The 19,640-nt window shown below is 57.8% G+C and carries 22 protein-coding genes; 8 read left to right on the top strand and 14 right to left on the bottom strand.

Annotated elements, in window-relative coordinates; all coding sequences use genetic code 11:
• Positions 1–71: 71 nt before the first annotated feature.
• Entirely contained in the window at positions 72–764 is a 693-nt protein-coding gene (gene tsaB, locus A3GO_RS0117265) for a tRNA (adenosine(37)-N6)-threonylcarbamoyltransferase complex dimerization subunit type 1 TsaB (protein WP_029134465.1), read from the bottom strand.
• 112 nt (positions 765–876) lie between these two features.
• On the opposite strand from tsaB, the gene A3GO_RS24335 reads away from it, so the two are divergent.
• A complete protein-coding gene (locus tag A3GO_RS24335) occupies positions 877–1,269 on the top strand; it encodes a PilZ domain-containing protein (RefSeq protein ID WP_037375793.1) in 393 nt (130 codons plus the stop codon).
• A 147-nt stretch (positions 1,270–1,416) separates the two neighbouring features.
• Here A3GO_RS24335 and A3GO_RS0117255 read toward each other — a convergent pair whose 3' ends face one another.
• The 5 genes from A3GO_RS0117255 to A3GO_RS24320 all read right to left on the bottom strand — a co-directional run bounded on the left by A3GO_RS0117255 (position 1,417) and on the right by A3GO_RS24320 (position 7,657).
• The gene (locus A3GO_RS0117255) at positions 1,417–3,369 is read right to left on the bottom strand and encodes an ATP-dependent DNA helicase (protein WP_029134464.1); all 1,953 of its coding nucleotides are present in this window, start codon (positions 3,367–3,369) and stop codon (positions 1,417–1,419) included.
• Between the two features lie 7 nt (positions 3,370–3,376).
• On the bottom strand, positions 3,377–3,874 hold the full coding sequence (locus tag A3GO_RS0117250) for a hypothetical protein (protein ID WP_029134463.1): 498 nt from the start codon (positions 3,872–3,874) through the stop codon (positions 3,377–3,379).
• A 113-nt stretch (positions 3,875–3,987) separates the two neighbouring features.
• Positions 3,988–4,527 carry a tetratricopeptide repeat protein gene (locus A3GO_RS25470; RefSeq protein WP_051302536.1) on the bottom strand — a complete coding sequence of 180 codons (540 nt, stop codon included), beginning with the start codon at positions 4,525–4,527 and terminating at the stop codon, positions 3,988–3,990.
• Complete coding sequence (gene mrcB, locus A3GO_RS24325; protein WP_051302534.1) at positions 4,524–6,899, bottom strand: penicillin-binding protein 1B; 2,376 nt, start codon at positions 6,897–6,899, stop codon at positions 4,524–4,526. Before mrcB ends, A3GO_RS25470 begins: the two co-directional genes overlap by 4 nt.
• Before the next feature lie 65 nt (positions 6,900–6,964).
• Positions 6,965–7,657: a L,D-transpeptidase family protein gene (locus A3GO_RS24320; protein WP_051302532.1), complete on the bottom strand. Its 693-nt coding sequence runs from the start codon at positions 7,655–7,657 to the stop codon at positions 6,965–6,967.
• Positions 7,658–7,900: 243 nt separating this feature from the next.
• Between A3GO_RS24320 and A3GO_RS0117230 the strand changes: the two genes are divergently transcribed.
• On the top strand, positions 7,901–8,275 hold the full coding sequence (locus tag A3GO_RS0117230; RefSeq protein ID WP_029134462.1) for an RNA recognition motif domain-containing protein: 375 nt from the start codon (positions 7,901–7,903) through the stop codon (positions 8,273–8,275).
• A gap of 200 nt (positions 8,276–8,475) precedes the next feature.
• Here the strand turns inward: A3GO_RS0117230 and A3GO_RS0117225 are convergent, their stop codons facing one another.
• The 3 genes from A3GO_RS0117225 to A3GO_RS0117215 form a co-directional block, all read right to left on the bottom strand.
• Entirely contained in the window at positions 8,476–8,967 is a 492-nt protein-coding gene (locus A3GO_RS0117225; protein WP_029134461.1) for an STAS domain-containing protein, read from the bottom strand.
• Positions 8,960–10,147, bottom strand: a complete 1,188-nt coding sequence (locus A3GO_RS0117220) for a SpoIIE family protein phosphatase (protein ID WP_029134460.1) — start codon at positions 10,145–10,147, stop codon at positions 8,960–8,962. Before A3GO_RS0117220 ends, A3GO_RS0117225 begins: the two co-directional genes overlap by 8 nt.
• 296 nt (positions 10,148–10,443) lie before the next feature.
• Positions 10,444–10,707 carry a DUF1127 domain-containing protein gene (locus A3GO_RS0117215; RefSeq protein ID WP_245621772.1) on the bottom strand — a complete coding sequence of 88 codons (264 nt, stop codon included), beginning with the start codon at positions 10,705–10,707 and terminating at the stop codon, positions 10,444–10,446.
• Between the two features lie 122 nt (positions 10,708–10,829).
• Between A3GO_RS0117215 and A3GO_RS0117210 the strand changes: the two genes are divergently transcribed.
• On the top strand, positions 10,830–11,702 hold the full coding sequence (locus A3GO_RS0117210; RefSeq protein ID WP_037375814.1) for a LysR substrate-binding domain-containing protein: 873 nt from the start codon (positions 10,830–10,832) through the stop codon (positions 11,700–11,702).
• 47 nt (positions 11,703–11,749) lie between these two features.
• Positions 11,750–12,370: a riboflavin synthase gene (locus tag A3GO_RS0117205; protein ID WP_029134457.1), complete on the top strand. Its 621-nt coding sequence runs from the start codon at positions 11,750–11,752 to the stop codon at positions 12,368–12,370.
• On the opposite strand, the gene A3GO_RS0117200 is transcribed toward A3GO_RS0117205, so the two are convergent.
• Positions 12,371–12,964 carry a uracil-DNA glycosylase family protein gene (locus A3GO_RS0117200; RefSeq protein ID WP_029134456.1) on the bottom strand — a complete coding sequence of 198 codons (594 nt, stop codon included), beginning with the start codon at positions 12,962–12,964 and terminating at the stop codon, positions 12,371–12,373.
• Positions 12,965–13,086: 122 nt separating this feature from the next.
• Positions 13,087–13,542, bottom strand: coding sequence for a CBS domain-containing protein (locus A3GO_RS0117195; RefSeq protein ID WP_245621771.1), 456 nt, complete (start codon positions 13,540–13,542; stop codon positions 13,087–13,089).
• A gap of 480 nt (positions 13,543–14,022) precedes the next feature.
• Between A3GO_RS0117195 and A3GO_RS24315 the strand changes: the two genes are divergently transcribed.
• Complete coding sequence (locus A3GO_RS24315; protein ID WP_051302526.1) at positions 14,023–14,355, top strand: PepSY domain-containing protein; 333 nt, start codon at positions 14,023–14,025, stop codon at positions 14,353–14,355.
• 353 nt (positions 14,356–14,708) lie between these two features.
• Positions 14,709–15,605: an alpha/beta hydrolase gene (locus A3GO_RS0117185; protein ID WP_029134454.1), complete on the top strand. Its 897-nt coding sequence runs from the start codon at positions 14,709–14,711 to the stop codon at positions 15,603–15,605.
• A gap of 110 nt (positions 15,606–15,715) precedes the next feature.
• Here the strand turns inward: A3GO_RS0117185 and msrA are convergent, their stop codons facing one another.
• On the bottom strand, positions 15,716–16,306 hold the full coding sequence (msrA, locus tag A3GO_RS0117180) for a peptide-methionine (S)-S-oxide reductase MsrA (RefSeq protein WP_029134453.1): 591 nt from the start codon (positions 16,304–16,306) through the stop codon (positions 15,716–15,718).
• Between the two features lie 465 nt (positions 16,307–16,771).
• Between msrA and A3GO_RS0117175 the strand changes: the two genes are divergently transcribed.
• Positions 16,772–17,014, top strand: coding sequence for a hypothetical protein (locus tag A3GO_RS0117175; protein WP_029134452.1), 243 nt, complete (start codon positions 16,772–16,774; stop codon positions 17,012–17,014).
• 248 nt (positions 17,015–17,262) lie between these two features.
• Here the strand turns inward: A3GO_RS0117175 and A3GO_RS0117170 are convergent, their stop codons facing one another.
• Positions 17,263–17,931 carry a peroxiredoxin gene (locus A3GO_RS0117170; protein ID WP_029134451.1) on the bottom strand — a complete coding sequence of 223 codons (669 nt, stop codon included), beginning with the start codon at positions 17,929–17,931 and terminating at the stop codon, positions 17,263–17,265.
• 308 nt (positions 17,932–18,239) lie between these two features.
• Between A3GO_RS0117170 and A3GO_RS0117165 the strand changes: the two genes are divergently transcribed.
• Positions 18,240–18,887, top strand: a complete 648-nt coding sequence (locus A3GO_RS0117165; protein ID WP_037375789.1) for a hypothetical protein — start codon at positions 18,240–18,242, stop codon at positions 18,885–18,887.
• A 187-nt stretch (positions 18,888–19,074) separates the two neighbouring features.
• On the opposite strand, the gene A3GO_RS0117160 is transcribed toward A3GO_RS0117165, so the two are convergent.
• Positions 19,075–19,578 (bottom strand): GNAT family N-acetyltransferase, encoded by a 504-nt coding sequence (locus tag A3GO_RS0117160; RefSeq protein ID WP_084610193.1) that lies wholly within the window; start codon positions 19,576–19,578, stop codon positions 19,075–19,077.
• Positions 19,579–19,640: the final 62 nt, after the last annotated feature.

Genomic DNA, 19,640 nt, shown 5'->3' with positions numbered 1-19,640 from the left:
GCGGGCGCCGAAATCTTTAGTATAATCTCCTGGCAGGCTCGCCCCGCCCTATAAACATGCGCCACCCTTCTTCAGGAGGTCCGCTCGCCCGGTCTGGAAGCCACCTTGTCGCGCAGATAGACCGGCGCCGCCAGTTCCGCAGCTACTGCATCACCCCTGGTAAAACCGGCCGCCCCGAGCAGGGCCACGTCATGGGCGCTGCAGAGGAGAGCGGCATCCACCGCCTCGACCGAGGCACCCAGCCGCTGAGCCAGCAGGGAGTAGTAACTGCCCCAGCCGGCCCCGACACCCTGCCAACCCTCTCCATCCGGCAATGTCACTTGGTCAGGCGCGGACACCTCGTCGGCCACCCGGATCGAAACAAGGCCCTGCGCATCCACCTCATAGGCGGCCCAGTAGACCTCTTGCATACGCGCATCATAGGCCGGCAGCAGGCGTCGCCCGCCCGATTCCCGGAAGCCGCGCTGTGCCAGGGCGGCCAGGGTGGAAACCGGAACCACCGGAAGATCGGCAGCGAAGGCCGCACCCTGGGCCACGCCGACCGCAATGCGCACTCCGGTGAATGCACCAGGTCCCCGACCAAAGGCAATCGCATCCAGGGCAGTGAGAGCCACACCCGCTTCGGCCAGCAGTTCATTCATCATCGGCAGTATCAGCTGACTGTGCATGCGCGGCTGTACCTGATAGCGCTCGATGATTTTCCCGTCGATCAGCAGAGCGGCAGAACAGGCCTCGGTAGCGGTTTCTATGGCAAGTATCTTCATGGTGGCCGATTGTATCCCAGCTGGTATTGAAAAATGATCACTTTTAACAGCGTTCCAGCCATTTTCTGGCTACAATCGGGGCTATTGTTCCGGCCTGAGTATGGAGTCCGCCATGTACTTTGGAAAAAAATATGAAACCGCACCGCAAGGTAACAGTGTCGCCGATGAGCGTCGGGCGATTCTGCGGCGCCATCTGATCTATTACCTGCGGGTATGGGACACCGCCACCGACAAGCTGCTCGGGCATATCGTGGACATCAACACCGACGGCCTGATGCTGATCAGCGAGAAACAGATCGAAACCGGCAAATCGTTCGAGCTGGAGATACGCTGGCAGGATATGGAAGGGAACCCGGAGAGGATCCGTTTTTCCGCCGTCAGCCGCTGGAGCAACAATGACATCAACAGCGCCTTCTTTGATACCGGCTTCCAGTTGGTCGATCCATCGGAAGAGATCCTTGAGCCGATCCGCAAGATGATCCATCAGTACGGTTTCGGGGAGTAACACCAGACCCGCCAGCGCCTCGCACCACGCAGAGTATGCATTCCCAAGCGGAGCGTGGGAATGAGAACCTTTCTATCAACCGGAGTCTGTGCGACGGCACATCACCCGGCAAAGGCGCGGCGCCCGGGAGGCGCTCCTTGCTTGGTTTTATTCATTCGCGGCTGATTTTTTATTATCCGTATCCGGCCCGCCCTGAAAGAAGCGCACCACATCCTCCAGTTCCCGGGTACGCGCCATGGGCGGCATGCTCTCCAGGAACAGGTGGCCATAGCCTTTTTTCAGCAGCCGTGGATCACAAATCACCAGCACGCCCCGATCGGTCTCGTCACGGATCAGCCGACCCGCGCCCTGCTTCAGGGCAATTGCCGCCTGGGGCACCTGGAACTCCATGAACGGATTGCCGCCCTGCTTGCGCAGGGCATCGATGCGCGCCTGCAGCACCGGATCGCCCGGCGAGGCGAACGGCAGCTTGTCGATAATGACACAGGAGAGCGCCTCGCCCCGCACATCCACTCCTTCCCAGAAGCTGGCGGTCCCCAGCAAGACCGCATTGCCCAGTTGGCGGAAGCGGGCCAGCAGTTCACCCTTCGGCATCGTGCCCTGCACCAGCAGCGGATAGTCCAGACGGCTCTCCAGACTCTCGGCCGCCTCACGCAGTGCCCGATGACTGGTGAACAGGATGAAGGCACGACCCTCGCTCGCCCGAATCACCGGTACCGCCACCTCCAGTACCGCCTGGGTGTAGTCCGGTTCACGCGGCTGGGGCATCCCTTTCGGGACATACCAGAGTGCCTGGTGCGGATAGTCGAATGGACTGTCCCAGCAAGCGGTGCGCGCATCCTCCAATCCCAATTGTCGCTGAAAGTGATCAAAACGCCCCCCTACCGCCAGGGTTGCCGAGGTGAAAACCCAGCTACCGGGGTGACTGGCCATCCGCGCTTGGAACAGGGCGGAGATATCCAACGGGGTACGGTTCAACCGGAAGCTCTGGCGATAGGTCTCGAACCAGCGGATATATTCCCCCTGCGCCTCGTCCTCCCGGGTCAGCTCGTTGAGGGATTGGCGGATCGCTTTGCAGCGCGTCAGGCAGCTGTCCAGCCCCTTGCCACGCCCCTCTACCAGTTGCAGCAGCTCGATCATTTTCGCCAGCATCTGATCCAGCTGTTCCAGGACGCGCATGATCGCTTGGTTACCGGCAATCTCCGACCAGGGGCCACGGCGCAGATCCAGACCGAACAGCAATCGCAGATCCCGTGTCACCTTGGCCAGCCGTGCCGACTGTTCCGGCACCGCCTTGATATCCCCCGCCTCGCGCTGGTACTCGGTGTCGATATCACGACAAAGATCCAGCAACTGCCGGCCGCTGATCCCGGAGCCGAAGAAGTTGCCCGCCACCTCCGGCAACTGGTGCGCCTCATCCACGATAAAGCAGTCCGCCCCCGGCAGCAGCTCGCCAAAACCTCCCTCCTTGAGGGCGAAATCGGCGCACAACAGATGATGATTGATCACCACCAGATCCGCCTCCTGGGCGCGCCGCCGCGCCTCCACCAGGTGACAGGCGCTGTAATCACTGCACTCCGCGCCCAGGCAGTTTTCCGTGGTGGAAGTAACCAGGGGCCAGATGCGGGCATCTTCGGGGATGTCGGTGAGTTCGGCGATATCGCCGCTACGGGTGCGCCCCGACCAGCGCTGCACCTGCATCAGCTGATCCACCATGTCGCGACTGTTGAGACGCCCCTCCAGCAGGGTCATCTCCATACGATGGGTGCAGAGATAGTTGGCGCGCCCCTTCAGCAGGGCCACGTCCGCCGGCACCGCCAGGGCCTGTCTGACCCGGGGCAGGTCGCGGTGAAACAGCTGATCCTGCAGATTCTTGGTGCCGGTGGAGATGATCACCTTCTGGCCAGACAGCAGGGCCGGCACCAGGTAGGCGTAGGTCTTGCCGGTGCCGGTGCCGGCCTCGCTGATCAGCACCTCGCCCCGGGTCATGGCGGACATCACTGCCTCGGCCATCGCCTCCTGCTGGGGCCGATAGGCAAACCCCTCCACACAACCGGCCAGCAGGCCGTCGGACCCCAGGATTTCGCTGATTTCAGACATGCTCGAATTAACCGGTCTGGTTATCCCACACCCCGGGGGCCAGGCCCGCATCCCGGGACCAGACCAGTCGGCCTATGATTTTGAATCGGGCCACCGAAAGCGCCCCGCGCTTGGCGCGTCCGCTGCTGGATTTATCCATGAATTCGAGCAGCTCTTCCCGGTCCGCTTCATAGAGTTCATAGGGTTCATAATCGTCGTCCATGAGCACCAGCACCACACAGTCCCAGGGCTGATCGGCCTTGATCTGCCCGATCCGCTGACCGGTCTTGCTCTCATCGAATATGGTCCGGCTCTTGATCTGAATGCGCAGGCCATCGCGCGCCGGGTCGATCGCATCGTAGCCGCCCACGGAGGAATCCACCGGCGCCAGGCGCAGCAGACGCATGGCATCGTGCAGGGCAATCTCGTTGCTTATTCCGGGCAAAGGCTTGCCCATGGTCCGCCGATACTCCGCTGCGAGCTGGCGTGCCTGGCCGATCAACTTGTCAGCGGCATAGAGGCTCATGCCGATAAATCTCCCCGGATATCAATGGCTTTCAGCGGAATTGTATCCTAAACCGTGTTCAACTGCCGCATCCTTGGGAAAAACACCCATAAGCGTCTGTAGCCGCAGCGGAATCAATTAAGCATCCCCGCCTTGCGTTCGGCCACCTTGGCTCCGGTGATATCTCCGCTGGCCCGTTTCGCCTTGGCAATCAACTGCCAGCTATCCCGCTTCAATACCACATCCGCGCCCGCCAGGGTGAGGGATTTGCTGGCCAGGTCGGACGCGAGCCCGTATTGCCCCTGGGTGTAACGCAGATCGGCCAGACGGTACCAGAGATGACCATTTCGCGGCTCAATACGCAGTGCACGCTCAATAGTACCGACCGCCCCGTTCAGGTCATTGTTCCGCTCCTGCTCCTGGGCCGCTTTTAACAGCGAACCGACGGCCTTGCTGTGCAACGGGACCAGGGGCAGCACCGGAGCCGGTTCATAGGCGCTGATCTGTATATCCCGCTCCCTGGCGGGTGCCACTACCACCGCACTTTCACGCTCGGTATTGTCCGGCGGGGGCGGACGCTGTCCAATCTCTGCAGCGGGTCGTTGCGGTGCCGTGTAACAACCAGCCAGCAGCAACCCCGGCAGCAGCAGCGCGCCAAAATTTTTCCAGTTCATTCAAAAAAACTCCGAAACAGCCGCCGGATCGAGGTTCCCGGCTGCCCCGCACAGGAAGCAGTCACGGTGGGCGCCGAACCGGCGATAAAAGGGTATTGCCTTGCATCCGCGCATCCTTCATCGGCCCTGAAGCCGGACGCCGGATCAATCCACACCGTCTCCACCGAATCGGGCCGTAACAGTGAAAGCGGCAACGGATGCATACGCCGCATCATATCACCCCAGACCTGCAATGCGCCCGTTGCCCCGGTCAAGCCTGCCGGTTTATTGTCGTCTCGCCCGACCCAGACCACGGCCACCTTGTCACCGCTGAAGCCGGCAAACCAGCTGTCGCGCAGCTCATCCGTAGTGCCGGTCTTGCCAGCAATACTCAGTGAACTGTCAAGATATTTTGCCATCCCCTGCCCGGTACCATTGCGCACCACCTCCTGCAGATTGCGGTTCAGCAGATAGACCGGACCGGCGTCCACCGACTGACGTACGGTCAACGGATAGCGCTGCAGCGCCTGGCCACTGTTGGACTGGACTCCACGAATGGCCCGCAGGGGCGAGTAAAAGCCCCCGGCGGCAAACGTCTGATAGAGCTGGGCCACTTCCAGCGGCGTGAGCGAGACCGAGCCAAGCAACATGGCCGGCACCGGGGTGATTGGCCGACTTATACCGAGTTGTTCCAGCAGATCGGCGACCGATCCCAGCCCGATATCCATGCCCAGCCTGACCGTCGCCAGGTTGTAGGATTTGGCCAGTGCCAAATGCAGCGGCACCTGCCCGTGAGAACTGTGATCATAGTTCTCGGGAACCCAGCGTTCGCCCTCCCGGCCAGCGATACTCAACGGACTGTCATCCAACAGCGTCACCAGATTGTAACGGTCGGAGCGCTGCAAGGCCGCCAGATACACGACCGGCTTGACCAGGGAACCGATGGGCCTGACCGCATCCAGGGCACGATTGAATCCAGCATATCGGGCACTCCGGCCACCCACCAGGGCCCGCACCTCGCCACTCTCACCATCCACCAGGACCGCCGCACTCTCCAGTTTTCCGCCAGGCAGACGATACTGCTTCTCCAGGGCGCCCAGGCGCTCCGCGACGGCGCTTTCCGCCTGCTGCTGTGCCCAGGGATCGAGCGTGGTGAAGATGCGCAGCCCCTCGGAAGTCAGGTCCTCTTCCCGGTAATCCCGGTGCAGTTGCCGCCTCACCAGATCCATGAAGGCCGGATAACTACCCCGTCCGTGCCCTTTCTGCTGCACCCCGAGCGGCCGCTGTTGCGCTGCCCTGGCCTGCTTGGCGGTGATCACACCCTGCTCCTGCATCACCCTGAGTACCAGGTCACGCCGCTCCTTGGCGCGCTGCGGGTGGCGTCTGGGATCATAGAGGGAGGGACCGCGCACCTGGGCCACCAGCAGCGCCATCTGCGCCAGATCCAGCTCCCGCAGGCTGCGGTTGAAATAGAAATGACTGGCCAGCCCGAAGCCGTGGATCGCACGCCCTCCGTCCTGCCCCAGATAGATCTCGTTGGCATAGGCACCAAGGATCTCCTCTTTGCCATAATGGGCCTCCAGCAGTAACGCCATGGCCGCCTCATTCAACTTGCGCCAGAGGCTTCGCTCCCGGGTAAGATAGAAGTTCTTTACCAGCTGCTGGGTCAGGGTGCTGCCCCCCTGCACCACCCCGCCGGCCCGCAGGTTGGCCCAGACGGCCCGGGCGATGGCCCGGGGATCGACGCCGTGATGCTGATAGAAGGTGCGATCCTCCATCACAATCAGCGCCTGCACCAGCGGTTCGGGCAAATCCTCGCGCTGTACCAGCACCCGATCCTCATTGTGCGCCGGATAGATACTGCCGATCTCCGGCGCTTCCAGCCGCACCAGGGCCAGCTCCCCGCCACCTGCTTCGGACAGGCTTTCAATCCGCTCACCCGCAAAGCGGATATCCAGGAAGCGGCCCGGCTCCTGACTGTCCCAGAAATGAAAATCACGGGCCTTGATCAGGAAGCGTCCGGCGTTACGCGACCAACTGGCTGCCTGTTTGGGATAACTGACCCGCTGGTAGCCCATGCGCCGCAGTTCCGCCACCAGCTGATCCGGTGTCACCGGCGCCCCCGGATAGAGCTCCAGCGGTCGCCCATACACCCTCGCCGGCACGGCCCAGCGCTTGCCTTCGAACTTGGTCGTGACGGTGTGATCCAGGTAGAGCAGATAGACCCCCAGCACCAGGGAGAAGAGAAAACCGATGGCCAGCAGCCGGCTTATCCAGCGCCGGGCACGGCCGCTGCTGCGACCTGTCCTTGACTTCGACCGACGTCCCCGGGTGCGGGTGGATGTTTTACGCTTTGCGGAAGACTTTGCGCGTTTTGCGGGAGTTTTGGCCATCGGGTGCTAGTTAAATACTCTGTTATGAGATGATGCCTGCCTGTCGAATCAGCAGGGCATTGGATCTACCGCTTGTCAGCCAGGGGGAACAGCTGCAGCCGGTTGGCGATCTGGCCATGCAGATCATCCACCCAGGCCGGCGCATTTTCAGCCAGCGGCTGACGCGGCCTGAAGCGGTAATCCCTGGGCGTGATCAGTACCGATACATTGGCTTCGCCAATCATTGCCGCCAATACAAACAACTCCTCGGCGGCACTGTCCCCAACCGCAAGACAGCCGGTCGACACCCGTCCGCCATGAATAAAGATATCCCCACCCAGATTGCTTCTGCCGTCCTCTTGCGCCTGTTGGCGGTCAAAGGCGTTCGGATAATCCAGTTTCAGCGACAGGTGGTAGGCACTATTGGGGTTTAAGAGTTCAATCCGGTACTCGCCTTCCGGTACCTGCCGATCGCCTTCCTGCAGCTTCGGGCCGACGCGGCCGCTCATCGCTTTTACCCGATAGTCCTTAATGTGTTGCCAGACACCATCGTTCAGTGCCCACAGTTCCATCAGCCGGGTATCCTTGAAGGCTACCAGCGAGACCCGCTGCGGTGGCCACTCAACTCCGGCAAATGCAAATCTTGGTTGTAACCGCGACTCCACCTTGTCGCCATAGTGTGTTATCACGTCGGCTACCGTGCGGTTCACCCCGAGCGCCAGGACCGGCGATGAGTGAAAACAGAGCAGGCCGACCAGCAGAACACTGATCAACCGCATTAAACGAGTCGCTGGGTTAGCCGGGGATGATTGCTGAAGTGCCTGAACGTCCATAGCCCCGCATATCTACACTATACTGTGGAAAAATGAAACTGCGGGGTGTGGTTCGGCTCACAGATCCTGGCTTGTTGGCCAGATCATCAGCCATTACCGGCACCAATAAACCGCAAACGGCCACGCAGCGTAATCATTGTGGCCGACGAGGGTATCACAACCATTTTACGGACCAGAGGGCGACACGGCATGTGGGTCATCATCCAGGGGATCCCACTCAACACCACCCAAAAAGAGCTGCAACGGTTCCTCAAGCGGCAGCTCGGACACAAGGGTTGGTTTGGCTTGCCGGTCAGGCAACAGACCCGGCTGAAGAGTGCTGCCATTCTTAGAATGACCGATCGAGTGACCGGCATAGTTGAGTGTCACGGACTGGCCCAACTGGAGACCCTGGATCACGATATGGAGACTCTGCGAACCCTGAACGGCCATCAGCTGCATGGCAGGGCGGTGACGGTCCGCAAGTACTATCACCGCTCCGCCAGACCACAAGGGGCGAGACGGAATATACCCTCGCTGAAATCGGAGCGGCGCCGGCTCGACCTGCATGTCGAGATGGCCTAGGGGCAACCCCTTCCCGCGGTTGCACTGGATTGTACCGGTCGGCTTTACTTCATCCAGACTACAAACTGATCCGGAGTCATGGAGCGCCCCTTGGGCGCCGACAATTGTTTCGCCGATCTGTCGGCGGGCACGCCCCGCCTCCAGACTCATTTATGGATTGGTGAATACTTGGGCCATACACCAACAGTGTTGCCCTGGCGCTACTGCTTCAGTTCATCTTCGAATGCCAGCACCACATCCTTGAATCGGGTGCGATTTACCTCATTCAGACTCATCAGGGCCCGGTGTGCCTCCAGCAGTAACCGGCTGCTGGTCGGGTTTTCGCCCTCAAGCGAAGGAATTTCCGCTACCGCATCCAGAGTCGTATCCAGTGTCTCCACAATATCGAATTCCTGATCAAAACCCACCGCCTCCAGCAGCTCGTTGATATCGGGCTGGTTTGATATCAACGTTACCTTGGGCAGCCCGGCCTTTTTCATTGCCCTGGACAGCCGGGCAAGCATGCCCAGGTTGGTGCTGTCGATGCTCAGAACCTCGGTCAGGTCCACGACAAATCCCTGAATATCCGGTCGTTGCAGCAGTTGCTGAAGATACCGATCCAGCGCCACGCAGAGCGTGTGCCGCACATCGCCCCGATATCGGAGTACTTCCACCCCATTGTGCGATCCATGCAGTATCTGGCCATTACTCATTTCGCTCACCACGCACAATAGATAAAAACGCGATATCGTCCGGTATCTCGTCCATTTGTTCAATATCGAACCGATCCACCAGTTCCTCTATGGTCGGCGCCCCCCTGGACACCATCTGCTGCAGCCACTCGGTTCTTCTGCGTGCCGAGTCCCGGGGAAACAGTTCAAGAATGCCGTCCGAAATCATCAGAAACTGCTGCACGGGCTGAAAATCGATCTGGTGCTGGGTATAGATTGAATCTTCAAACAGACCCACCGGCTTATCATGACTGGTCAGCGTGGTGACCTGTTCTCCAGTGAACAGCATCGGATAGGGGAACTGACCTCCGGAACAGAAGCGCAGCCGATGCTCCCGAATATCCAGCACGCCATAGAAGATGGTCAGGTATTTTTCAATCGGTGACTGATAGATCGCCCGGTTCAGATGATCGAGCATTTCATGCGGTTGCCGGATCACCTCCTCCTGGGCATGCTGGTACGCATCCAGGTGTTTCTCAAACAACGTCTTCAACATCACCGTAACAAAGGCGGAGGCGGCGCCGTGACCGGAGATATCGGCAATGTAGAAACCCACTTCGTGATTACCGATCGGAAAATAGTCGACAAAATCACCACTCAACAACAGCGAAGGGAGGAGCTTGCGACGGAACAGGTAGTCTCCGTACTGTACCTCAGGAGGCGGTAGCAGACTGGACTGGAGGGCGCGGGCCGCCTCTTCATCTTCACGTAACTGGCCCAGGGCAATCGAGAGCTCCTGGTTCAGGGTCTCCAGGTGTTTCTGATAATCCCGGTTCTCCTTGATCAGACGCGCCCGGTTCAGGGCGCGTTCGATGGCCGTATCCAGAATCTGGAAATCCACAATCGGCTTGGTAATGTAATCCCAGGCTCCGCGCTTCAGCGCCTGTATGGCGTCACTCACCTGGTTGGCGCCTGACACTATGATAATGGGCGTGTCGGGGGAAGATTCAGCAATGGTGGAGAGTACATCCAGGCCGTCCATGCCTGGCAAGCGCAGATCACAGAGGACCAGGTCCGGCTTGGCCCTGTTGAACGCCTCGATCCCCTCAACCCCGTTGGCCGCCTCGATAAAGTCGTACTCCAGGTCCTCCAGATGAGCCACCAGGCTGCGCCGAACCGCGGTCTCATCCTCAATGGTTAGAATACTTACTGCTTGATCCATTATCGTTCCAGGGATGCTTTTATCGCTTGCCAACCGGATACCCCCAGGCCGCCCGCCTTTGCGACCGTGTGTGCCTGTACCCTAGTTTAGACAGCATATCCATGATACGGGTAGTTTAATTTCGCCACGGCCAATGCCTTGTGGCAGAAAATGTACCAGCTGGATAACCGGCGGAGCAAAATACCTGTGGAACGGGAAAAGGGCTATTGCGAGGCAGCAAGCAGGTGGGGGTACTCCCTGGCGACCCCGGAGTTACATCTGGAAATTATTCCAATGCAACCCCGGAGCAAACGGGGTCAACGTTTGATCCCCTGATCGTCCCAGAACGGCCGTCTTGCCTCCTGCTCGGCGTCCAGTCGGCTGATGCCGATATCCTTCAGCATCTCATCACTCAACGTCTGCAACAGATAGCGCTCCCGGGCGAGCATGCGCCAGCGGTGAAAGCGATCGGTCAGCTGGCGTAGCAGCCAGCTTACGGTCAATCTGCGTGGTTTGCTGATACCCGTGTTCCGGGAGATGGCAGAAGTAAAGGACTGACCCATTGAAATAGTATTTCTCATAATGCCTCCTGATCCGATTGACCGGATGGTTGTTTCCGGTTGCAGAAAGTCTGGACCCGTGCTAAACATTGTTCAAACGAATAGTTTTGATGCAATACATCAACAGACATGATGGGTTAAAAATGGCACCGATACTGGATAATGAATTGCTGCGCACCTTTGTTGCCATCGCCGATGCGGGTGGATTTACCCGTGCCGCCGAGGTGGTGCATCGCTCCCAGTCCGCCGTCAGCATGCAGATGAAGAAGCTGGATGAACTGGTCGGGCGTCCGCTGTTCGAGAAGGTGGGACGGGGCATGGTATTGACCCCGGACGGCGAGGTACTGCTCAATTACGCCCGGCGTATCCTGCGCCTGCATGAAGAGGCGGTCTCCACGTTACAGCAACCGGACATGGTGGGCAGCGTGCGCATCGGGATTCCGGATGACTATGTGGCCGCCTTTATTCCGCGGATTATGGCCCGGTTTGCCAAATCCTACCCGATGGTGCAGGTCGAAGTGATCTGCAAAGGCAGCGAGCACCTGACCAAGTCAGTGAAGGCGGGTGAGATTGACCTGGCAATCGTCACGGCGGTGCCGGGCAGCATGGACGGTGAAGTGCTGCGACGCGAGTCGACCGTCTGGGCCACTTCCAAACACCACTTCATCCACGAACAGGAGCCGCTGCCGCTGGTGCTGTTCCAGCCCGGCTGTATCTTCCGCCACTGGGCCATGAAGGCGCTGGACAAGAGTGGCCGCCCCTACCGGGTCGCCTACTCCAGCCCCAGCATCACCGGCATCGAGGCGATCGTCGGCTGCGGTCTGGGTGTGACAGTACTGGTAGGCAGTATCGTGAACGAGAACATGCGCATACTGACCGCCGCCGAGGGGTTTCCGGACCTGCCGGAGTCCGCCATTACCTTGTTGCGTTCCAAGGTCTCCGCCTCGCCCGCCATCAACTGCCTGGCGGAGTATATCTTCGAGGGATTCCGCGACAACCAGGCCAGCGCAGCCTGACCGGCCGGTGATAGAATCGGAGCCGTATCAACCGTTGGAGTCATCAGATGTTTACCGGAATCGTCCAGGGGACCGCCGAAGTGGTCGCCATCAATGAAAAGCCACAGTTTCGCACCCACACCCTGCGCATGCCGCCGGAGCGGCTCACCGGCCTGGAACCCGGTGCCTCGGTGGCCCACAACGGCTGCTGCCTGACGGTTACCGCCATTGAAGAGGACCGGGTCTCGTTCGATCTGATGCAGGAGACCCTGCGCATTACCAACCTGGGACTGCTGAAACAGGGCGACCGGGTCAATTTCGAACGGGCAGCCCGCTTTGGTGATGAGATTGGCGGACACGCGATGTCCGGACACATCCTCTGCATGGCCCCCATCACCCGGATCATCCGCAGTGAAAACAACCGCCAGATCTGGTTCCGGCTACCGGAACCGTATCGCCGCTATCTCTTTACCAAGGGCTATATCGGCATTGACGGTATCAGCCTGACCATCGGCGAAGTGGATGGTTGCGACTTCTGCGTCAACCTGATTCCAGAGACCCTGGAGCGAACCAACCTGGGTTTCCGGGAGGAACAGGAACTGGTCAATATCGAGATCGACCCCCAAACCCAGGCGATTGTGGATACCGTGGAGCGTGTGCTGGCGGAGCGCATGGACAACGGCAACTGATCAGCCGGCCGCCATCAGCTCCCTGATCCGCCGCTGCAATACCGGCACCACCTCCGCCTCAAACCAGGGGTTCTGACTCAACCAGCGATTGTTACGCGGGCTTGGATGGGGCAGCGGCAGCAGGTCGGGCCAGTAGTCCCGCCAGCTTTTCACCGTCTCGGTCAGATTGGTCTTGCGATTGCTCCCCAGATGCCAGACCTGGGCATACTGGCCAATGGCCAACACCAGGCGGATATTGGGCAGCCGGGACAGTAGCTGTTCCCGCCACTGGGGGGCACATTCGGGACGCGGCGGCAGATCACCGCTTTTACCGGTACCGGGATAACAGAAACCCATCGGCAGAATGGCCACACGGCTTACATCATAAAACTGTTCTCGATCCAGCCCCATCCAGATGCGGAGTCGATCCCCGCTGGGATCATTGAATGGGATACCGGTCTCATGCACGCGCCGCCCCGGGGCCTGTCCGGCAACCAGAATCACCGCCCCGGGATCGGCTCGGAACACAGGGTTTGCACCCAGCGGCAAATGTTCAACACAGATAGTGCAGTCACGGACCTGTTGGATGAGTGAAGTAAAACGCTGCCTGGACATGCCACGGGTCTCCGCAAGGAAGCACCCGGGAACGATAGCAACTCAGGAGGGCAATGTGTAGTGGCCACGTAAGGGGGTCGAAGTCAAAAATGACTCCGACCCGGAATGGTTAGAACGGCAGATCAGACTCCAATCACAACCGCCTTGCTGGCACCGGCAATATTGGCCTGGAAAATCGCCTTGTGTACATCGCCCAGACTCAGCATGCCTTGCAGCACCCCCCCTTCAGCCACTGGAATTCTGCGAAACTTGTGCCGGACCATGGTGGTAGCAGCCTGCAGGATATGGTGATTGGGTGACACGGTAATCACATCGGTAGCCATCAGGTCGGCCACCTTGAGATTTACCACATCCTTGTACTTGTCCATCATGCCGGAATAATCTCCCGCTCCCAGTCCGTCCGTCATCATATCTTCCAGGGTAGGGAACATGCGATGGAACACATCCTTCTCGGCAATAAAGCCGACCATCTTCTCATCCTCCATCACTGGCAGACCGCTATAGCGATAGAGACACATCAGGGATACCACCTCCAGCAGACCGGTTTCAGGCGTAACTGTCCGTGGCGACTTGGTCATTATCTCTTTAACCTGCATCGATTTATCCTCCAAGGTTTTGCACAACATCGGTTGAATAGTGCAACCAGATTCGGCATGGCAACGCTGTTATTGTTATTCGTTGCAGACGGTAACGACAGGCAGTGGTGGCTGTTATGAACAACAGGTCGAACCCATAACCACCGATATACCAAACCATCCTGACCGCGACCGAACCGTGGCTGACCTTAGTAATCGCTGATTTTTAACCCCCTTGTCCACCCGGTTTATCCTTATGCGGGCATAAAGAGCGAAAGATAAAAGCACCGTTACCCGTCACTCGCAAAAGGTCCATTTCGCATACCGTGACAACGAGTGTCACGCCCGAGAATTTGCAAGTATTCGAAATCCATTGGGATCTGGCCATGTTTTTTCAGGATCAATTCAGCAGGGCTATTTCATACTGTGCTCACGGTCGCTACTCCGATCGCCATTCAACACTGCCCAACTGGAGATTTAATTATGAAAACATCACATGCAATTTTAGCCATTGCCCTGACCGCCGCAACCTTTGGCGGGACCGCCTTTGCCGTATCAGCAACCGATAGCGCCAGCATGTCAAACGCAGCGGCTGACAACTGGTTGGCAATACCCGCAATCTACGCCAAGGTGACCGCCGCCGGCTTTAATGATATCTACGAAATCGAGCGCGAGCGCAATGGCTACAAAATCAAAGCCGTCGGTGCCAACGGCGAGCGGCTCAAGCTGTTTGTCGACCCGATGACCGGTGAAGTCCTTCAGTCCCGCTCCAAGCAAGACAAGTATCGCGGGGAGCGCACCGGCACCCAGCTATAAGACGACCACATGAGATGCCCCTGCTTCCACAGTTGAAGCGGGTTGCAGGGGCGCCTCCAAGTAATATAGCAGATCCGCCCCTGACGATAAGGCCGTTTATGAAGACCACCCGACCCACTTGGCTGGAGAAGCCGCTGGGCGGCATGGATCGCATCTACCGGTGCCCGCCGGATCCAGGGGATCAGGGGGTAGGGAGCACTTATTCACCGCACTCAATACGCCCTTAACACCCACAAAAGAACGGGAGTTTACCTGAAAAGCGACTGTGCTTTTTAACCGGCGACAGATAGGATATCGGGCGGACCTCTTCATCGGCGCGATTGATCCAGCTCCCGGGATATACTGACCGACAAATGACCTATGTAACCGGCACCACCCTTACCCTGGCTCTCCTGGCCAGCCTGTTTCTTGCCGCCCTGCACCTGGGTTTTCGGGCGCCACGTATGCGTGAGCGTGGGACGCCAGCGGATCTTGGATTGGCCTATGAAGCCGTGCGGATCCCGACAGCGTCAGGCAAACAACTGTTTGCCTGGTGGCTGCCGGTTTCAGCAGCCGACACCAGCATTATTATTCTGCATGGCTGGGGCGGCAACGCGGAACTGATGCTACCCATGGCGCAACCCTTCCAGCAAGCCGGGATAAACGTGCTGTTGATCGATGCGCGAAACCACGGCAACAGCGATGCTGACACGTTCTCGTCCCTGCCGCGCTTCGCCGAGGACCTTGACCACGCCATCGACTGGCTAAGACAGAAGCACCCTGTTCAATCGCGAAGATTGGCCCTGTTGGGGCACTCCGTTGGCGCTGGCGCCGCCCTGCTCTCCGCCTCGAGAACGCGGGATATCACCGCCGTGATCAGCATATCGGCTTTCGCGCATCCGGAATGGATGATGAAACGCTATCTTCAGCGGTTTCATCTGCCCGATCTCGTTGTGTGTCTGGTCCTGAACTACGTGCAGTGGATTATCGGGCACCGCTTCAGCGATATCGCGCCTCTGAGCACGGTTTGCCGGATCGACTGCCCCATTCTGCTGGTGCATGGCCGAGCGGATACCACCGTACCGGTGGAAGACGCCAGGGCAATCGCCGCAGGTTGCCCGGAATCGAACATCACGCTGCTTGAAATCGATGAGGCAGAACACGACTCCGTCGACAAGATCGAGCAGCACGGCTTCGCGTTGGTGAGTTTTCTTCAACAGCAGGGCTTTGCCGGCCAAACTATGCGGTCCTGTCAACATCCTCGACAGTGAACCCGGGAAGATGCTCTTCAGCATTGGTTGTCGGATTACGCAGCGCTAATCCGACCTACCGGGTGAATTGCACATGAGGACTGACTGAATGACTAGCCGTTCCCGGCGGGTCAATGGGTTGCCCTGTCTCCCCAAAGCGCTTGCAGACGTTGATCACGACCACAGTTCCAGCGATAGAATTTATAGCGAACCGGGTTATTTTTGTAATAATCCTGATGGTAACTTTCGTCGCCCGTTATCGGATAAAACGTTGCAGCCGGGAGGATCGGCGTAACCACTTGTTGATCGGGGAACTGCGCCTCCACTTCCCGTTTTGACTGTTCGGCTATTTTCCGTTCCTTGTCGTTTGCGACAAAGATGGCACTTAAATAACTGTGTCCCTTGTCGCAAAACTGTCCGCGATCATCGAACGGGTCAATATTCACCCAATAGTGAGCCAACAATTCCTGGTAACTCACCTTATCCGGATCATAGGTAATTTCCACCGCTTCATAGTGACCGGTGTGATCACCATTGTAAGTGGGGTTTTTCAGTGTTCCTCCGGTAAATCCTGAAATCACATCGGTGACACCTGGAAGTTTTTCAAAATCGGACTCCATGCACCAAAAACATCCGCCCGCCAGGATGGCCTTGTCGGCCAGGACACTCGATGTACCGAACAACAGACCGGGTAATAAAAAATATGCCCACTTAGGTTTCACGATGACTCTCCGTTTCGGTTTAACTGTATGACCAATAGCCCTACCTGATGACACCAGTATCTCAGACAACATTTGAGATAGGGGATGGCATTGGCGAGATAGTCAATTTACTTTCACCCTTATTGACCAGTCTGACAATCGAAATACTTCAGACGTTATCATTTTGTTATAAATGGCCAGGTACTTCGGATGAAATACAGTGCGATGACTGTCGAAATCACCTACCTCTGATTCGCAGGAACAGTGTTTTTAAACTATCGTTATACAAAGAAGCCGAAATAACTGACGATTGAAGTCCAGGATGGCCCTGAGGCAATCCCGCGCAGATGACGCGCATAGCAGTTGATGCTGTTGAGATCGCCGGGAAGTTTGCATTGCACATCACCCTACCATGGTCGGTGCGCCTAAAGTTGCCAACCTTGCCCTCGCAGGGTCCACTGATCCCGATCAGCCAAAGAGGCAGCCATGAAATCACTACTTCTGCTGGCAGCACTCACCACTCCGCCCCTGTCATTTGTCTCCATCGACTGTACACAATACGGACAACCAGGAGAGCCCTATCTGATTATGTCGCACCTGGGAACCGGTGTAACGGTACCGGTCAGAACACTGCACCAGCATCCCGAAGCCATGACGCTGCTCGAAGACATCGAAGCAGTGGTACACGAGCGTTGGATCGATCCCAGGTGTCAGTGGATCAAGTCATGACACTTGGCTGACCGGCACCGGCCGATTTCAAGACAATCCCACCCCTGGTGGTGTCGCTCCGGACATTTGGCTAAGGGAACCCTGATCAAGCCATGAACTCATATTCTACGCACGTAATGTCCGGCTTCTGCGTTATAAATCTGCGCAATGACCGGCTGTTACCTGTGAATCAGGCCTTGAACCTGATCATTCTGGCTCGCAAGCTACTTCGTCCAGGCTTAATCGGAGGTTCCCAAGGGGAAACACGCTTAGTGTTTGAGTTGCGATTGATGCACGATACGCATGTACGGTTTGGGAGCCTTCCACCCCTCGGGGAAGCTCCGTTTGGCGTCTGCATCCGATACCACCGGGACAATGATGACATCTTCACCCATATGCCAGTTCACCGGCGTCGCAACCTGGTACGCCGCGGTTAGCTGGCAAGAGTCCAGGGTGCGCAGGATCTCATCAAAATTGCGCCCGGTGCTCATGGGGTAAGTGAGCATCACCTTGATCTTCTTGTCCGGGCCGACAATGAAGACCGAGCGCACGGTGGCATTATCCACCGCGGTGCGGGAGCGGGCATCGTCACCGGCATTGGGATGAATCATGTCATAAAGCTTGGCTACCTTGAGGTCGGTATCACCGATCAAGGGGTAGTTCAAGGCGTGGCCCTGGGTCTCCTCGATATCCTTGGCCCAGCGTTGGTGGTCTTCCACCGGGTCCACGCTCAGACCGAGGATCTTACAGTTACGCTTGTCAAACTCCGATTTCAGGCCAGCCAGATAGCCCAGTTCCGTGGTGCAGACTGGGGTGAAGTCTTTGGGATGGGAGAACAGAATTGCCCAACCGTCACCGATCCATTCATGGAATTTGATCTTTCCCTGGGTAGATTCCGCAACGAAATCAGGGGCTTCGTCGCCGAGTCGTAAAGTCATGATAAACCTCCTTCGCCCGTCGGGGCGGATGCACAAATTGCGCACCAAAATAATAGTTGAGTATTTTACTTGGTCAAATGACTTTTTAGCATATAAGCGCAGTATTTTAGACCGAATAATTTTGCCCGGGACGCCGCTTCCCGAGTCGAGGCGAATTTAAAACTTTTCTTGGGATCGGGATGGTCTAGACTCTACGTTGTCAGCATTTTAATTCAGACTCAAAATCCCGATACAGGACACTTAATATCCTACACTGAAGCTGTGTAGCGAGTTTATGGAGTCAAAAATAGTTTACGGAGGAGACAACAATGCAACACAAAGCCATTGCACTACTATTCGGCGCTAGTGCCCTTTGCGGTTCATTCATGCTGACTGCGGAGGAACTTCGCCCCATGGGCTTCTTTGTCACCAGTATAGGTTTGGGTGACAGCGCCAACCTGGGCGGACTCGCCGGTGCCGACGCGCACTGTCAAAAACTGGCCACGGCAGCCGGCGCAGGCAACCGGGAGTGGCGTGCCTATCTCAGCACCGAAGAACCGGACAAGCGGGGTATTTCCGCCCGGGATAGAATAGGCAACGGTCCCTGGTATAACGCCCACGGCGTATTGATCGGTGCCAATCTCACCGACCTGCACCTGTACAACAATAAAATTACTCTTGAGACGGCGCTGGATGAAAACGGCAACCGGATCAAGGGGCGTTACGACAAACCCAATCAGCATGACATCCTGACCGGCAGCCAGGATGACGGCACCGCCTATTTCCCGGATGATGCAGATCACACCTGCAACAACTGGACGAGCAATGGCGAAGGCAGCGCCCAGGTGGGGCACCATGACCGTCACGGCGGCGGCAATACCTCCTGGACCTCGGCCCATGGCACGCGTGGCTGCGGTAAGGATGATCTGCCCAAAACCGGCGGTAACGGCTACTTCTACTGCTTCGCCGCTGACTGACCCGGACCGGTGCCGGTTTCGACCGATTCCGGCACCGCGCCTCCGGTTAGCAGGATGGGCAAAGCGCAGCGTGCCCAGCAAGACTGAAAAGAAACCAGACCCAGGCAACGCTCGCGCCTTTCCCCGTAATCACACCAGATAGACACCTCTCCGTGAGGTGTCAATGAGCGGTTTATCAGCGCAATCTCTACATCGACTTGAATCCATGCTTGAGGCGGGCTTGCATGGCGTATCGAGCGAACTTCACACCTTTGAATTCCGTCTGCTCGATTTCCGTAACAACAAACCCATGTTGTTCAAACAAAGGTCGGGAAAACTCTGACGCCTCTGTTGTGACCACGCTGAATGCCCGCGCCCCCGCCTCTTCCAGCAAATGTCCCAATACGCCGGCGCCAACACCCTTCCGCATCCATTCCGGCGACACGAACAGTGAAGAGATACGCCCATGCGCTTCAAGGCCGCCAAATCCGACACAAGCATTTTCACTATCAACGGCTATAAAGGTAGTGGCGCCCTTAAGCCAATTGTCAAACGCCTGAATGTCTTCCGAAAAACCGGACCATGCCTCGACCTGCTCCTTCGTATAGCACTCTGCGCCCAAATGCCGAATTGAACCACGGTAAATCTTGGCAAGTGCTGGTAGGTCACTGTCCTGGTATTTACGGATATGGAACCGCATGGGCGATGTCATCGGATATCTATCATCGGTTGATTGAGCAACAATATATTGCAAGGGGGCGAGCGACAGTATGG

The organism is Sedimenticola selenatireducens DSM 17993, assembly GCF_000428045.1.
In the GTDB taxonomy this organism is placed as follows: Bacteria; Pseudomonadota; Gammaproteobacteria; order Chromatiales; family Chromatiaceae; genus Sedimenticola; species Sedimenticola selenatireducens.
Note: the sequence above shows the minus strand (reverse complement) of the source record. Positions and strands in the feature narration are given on the sequence as shown.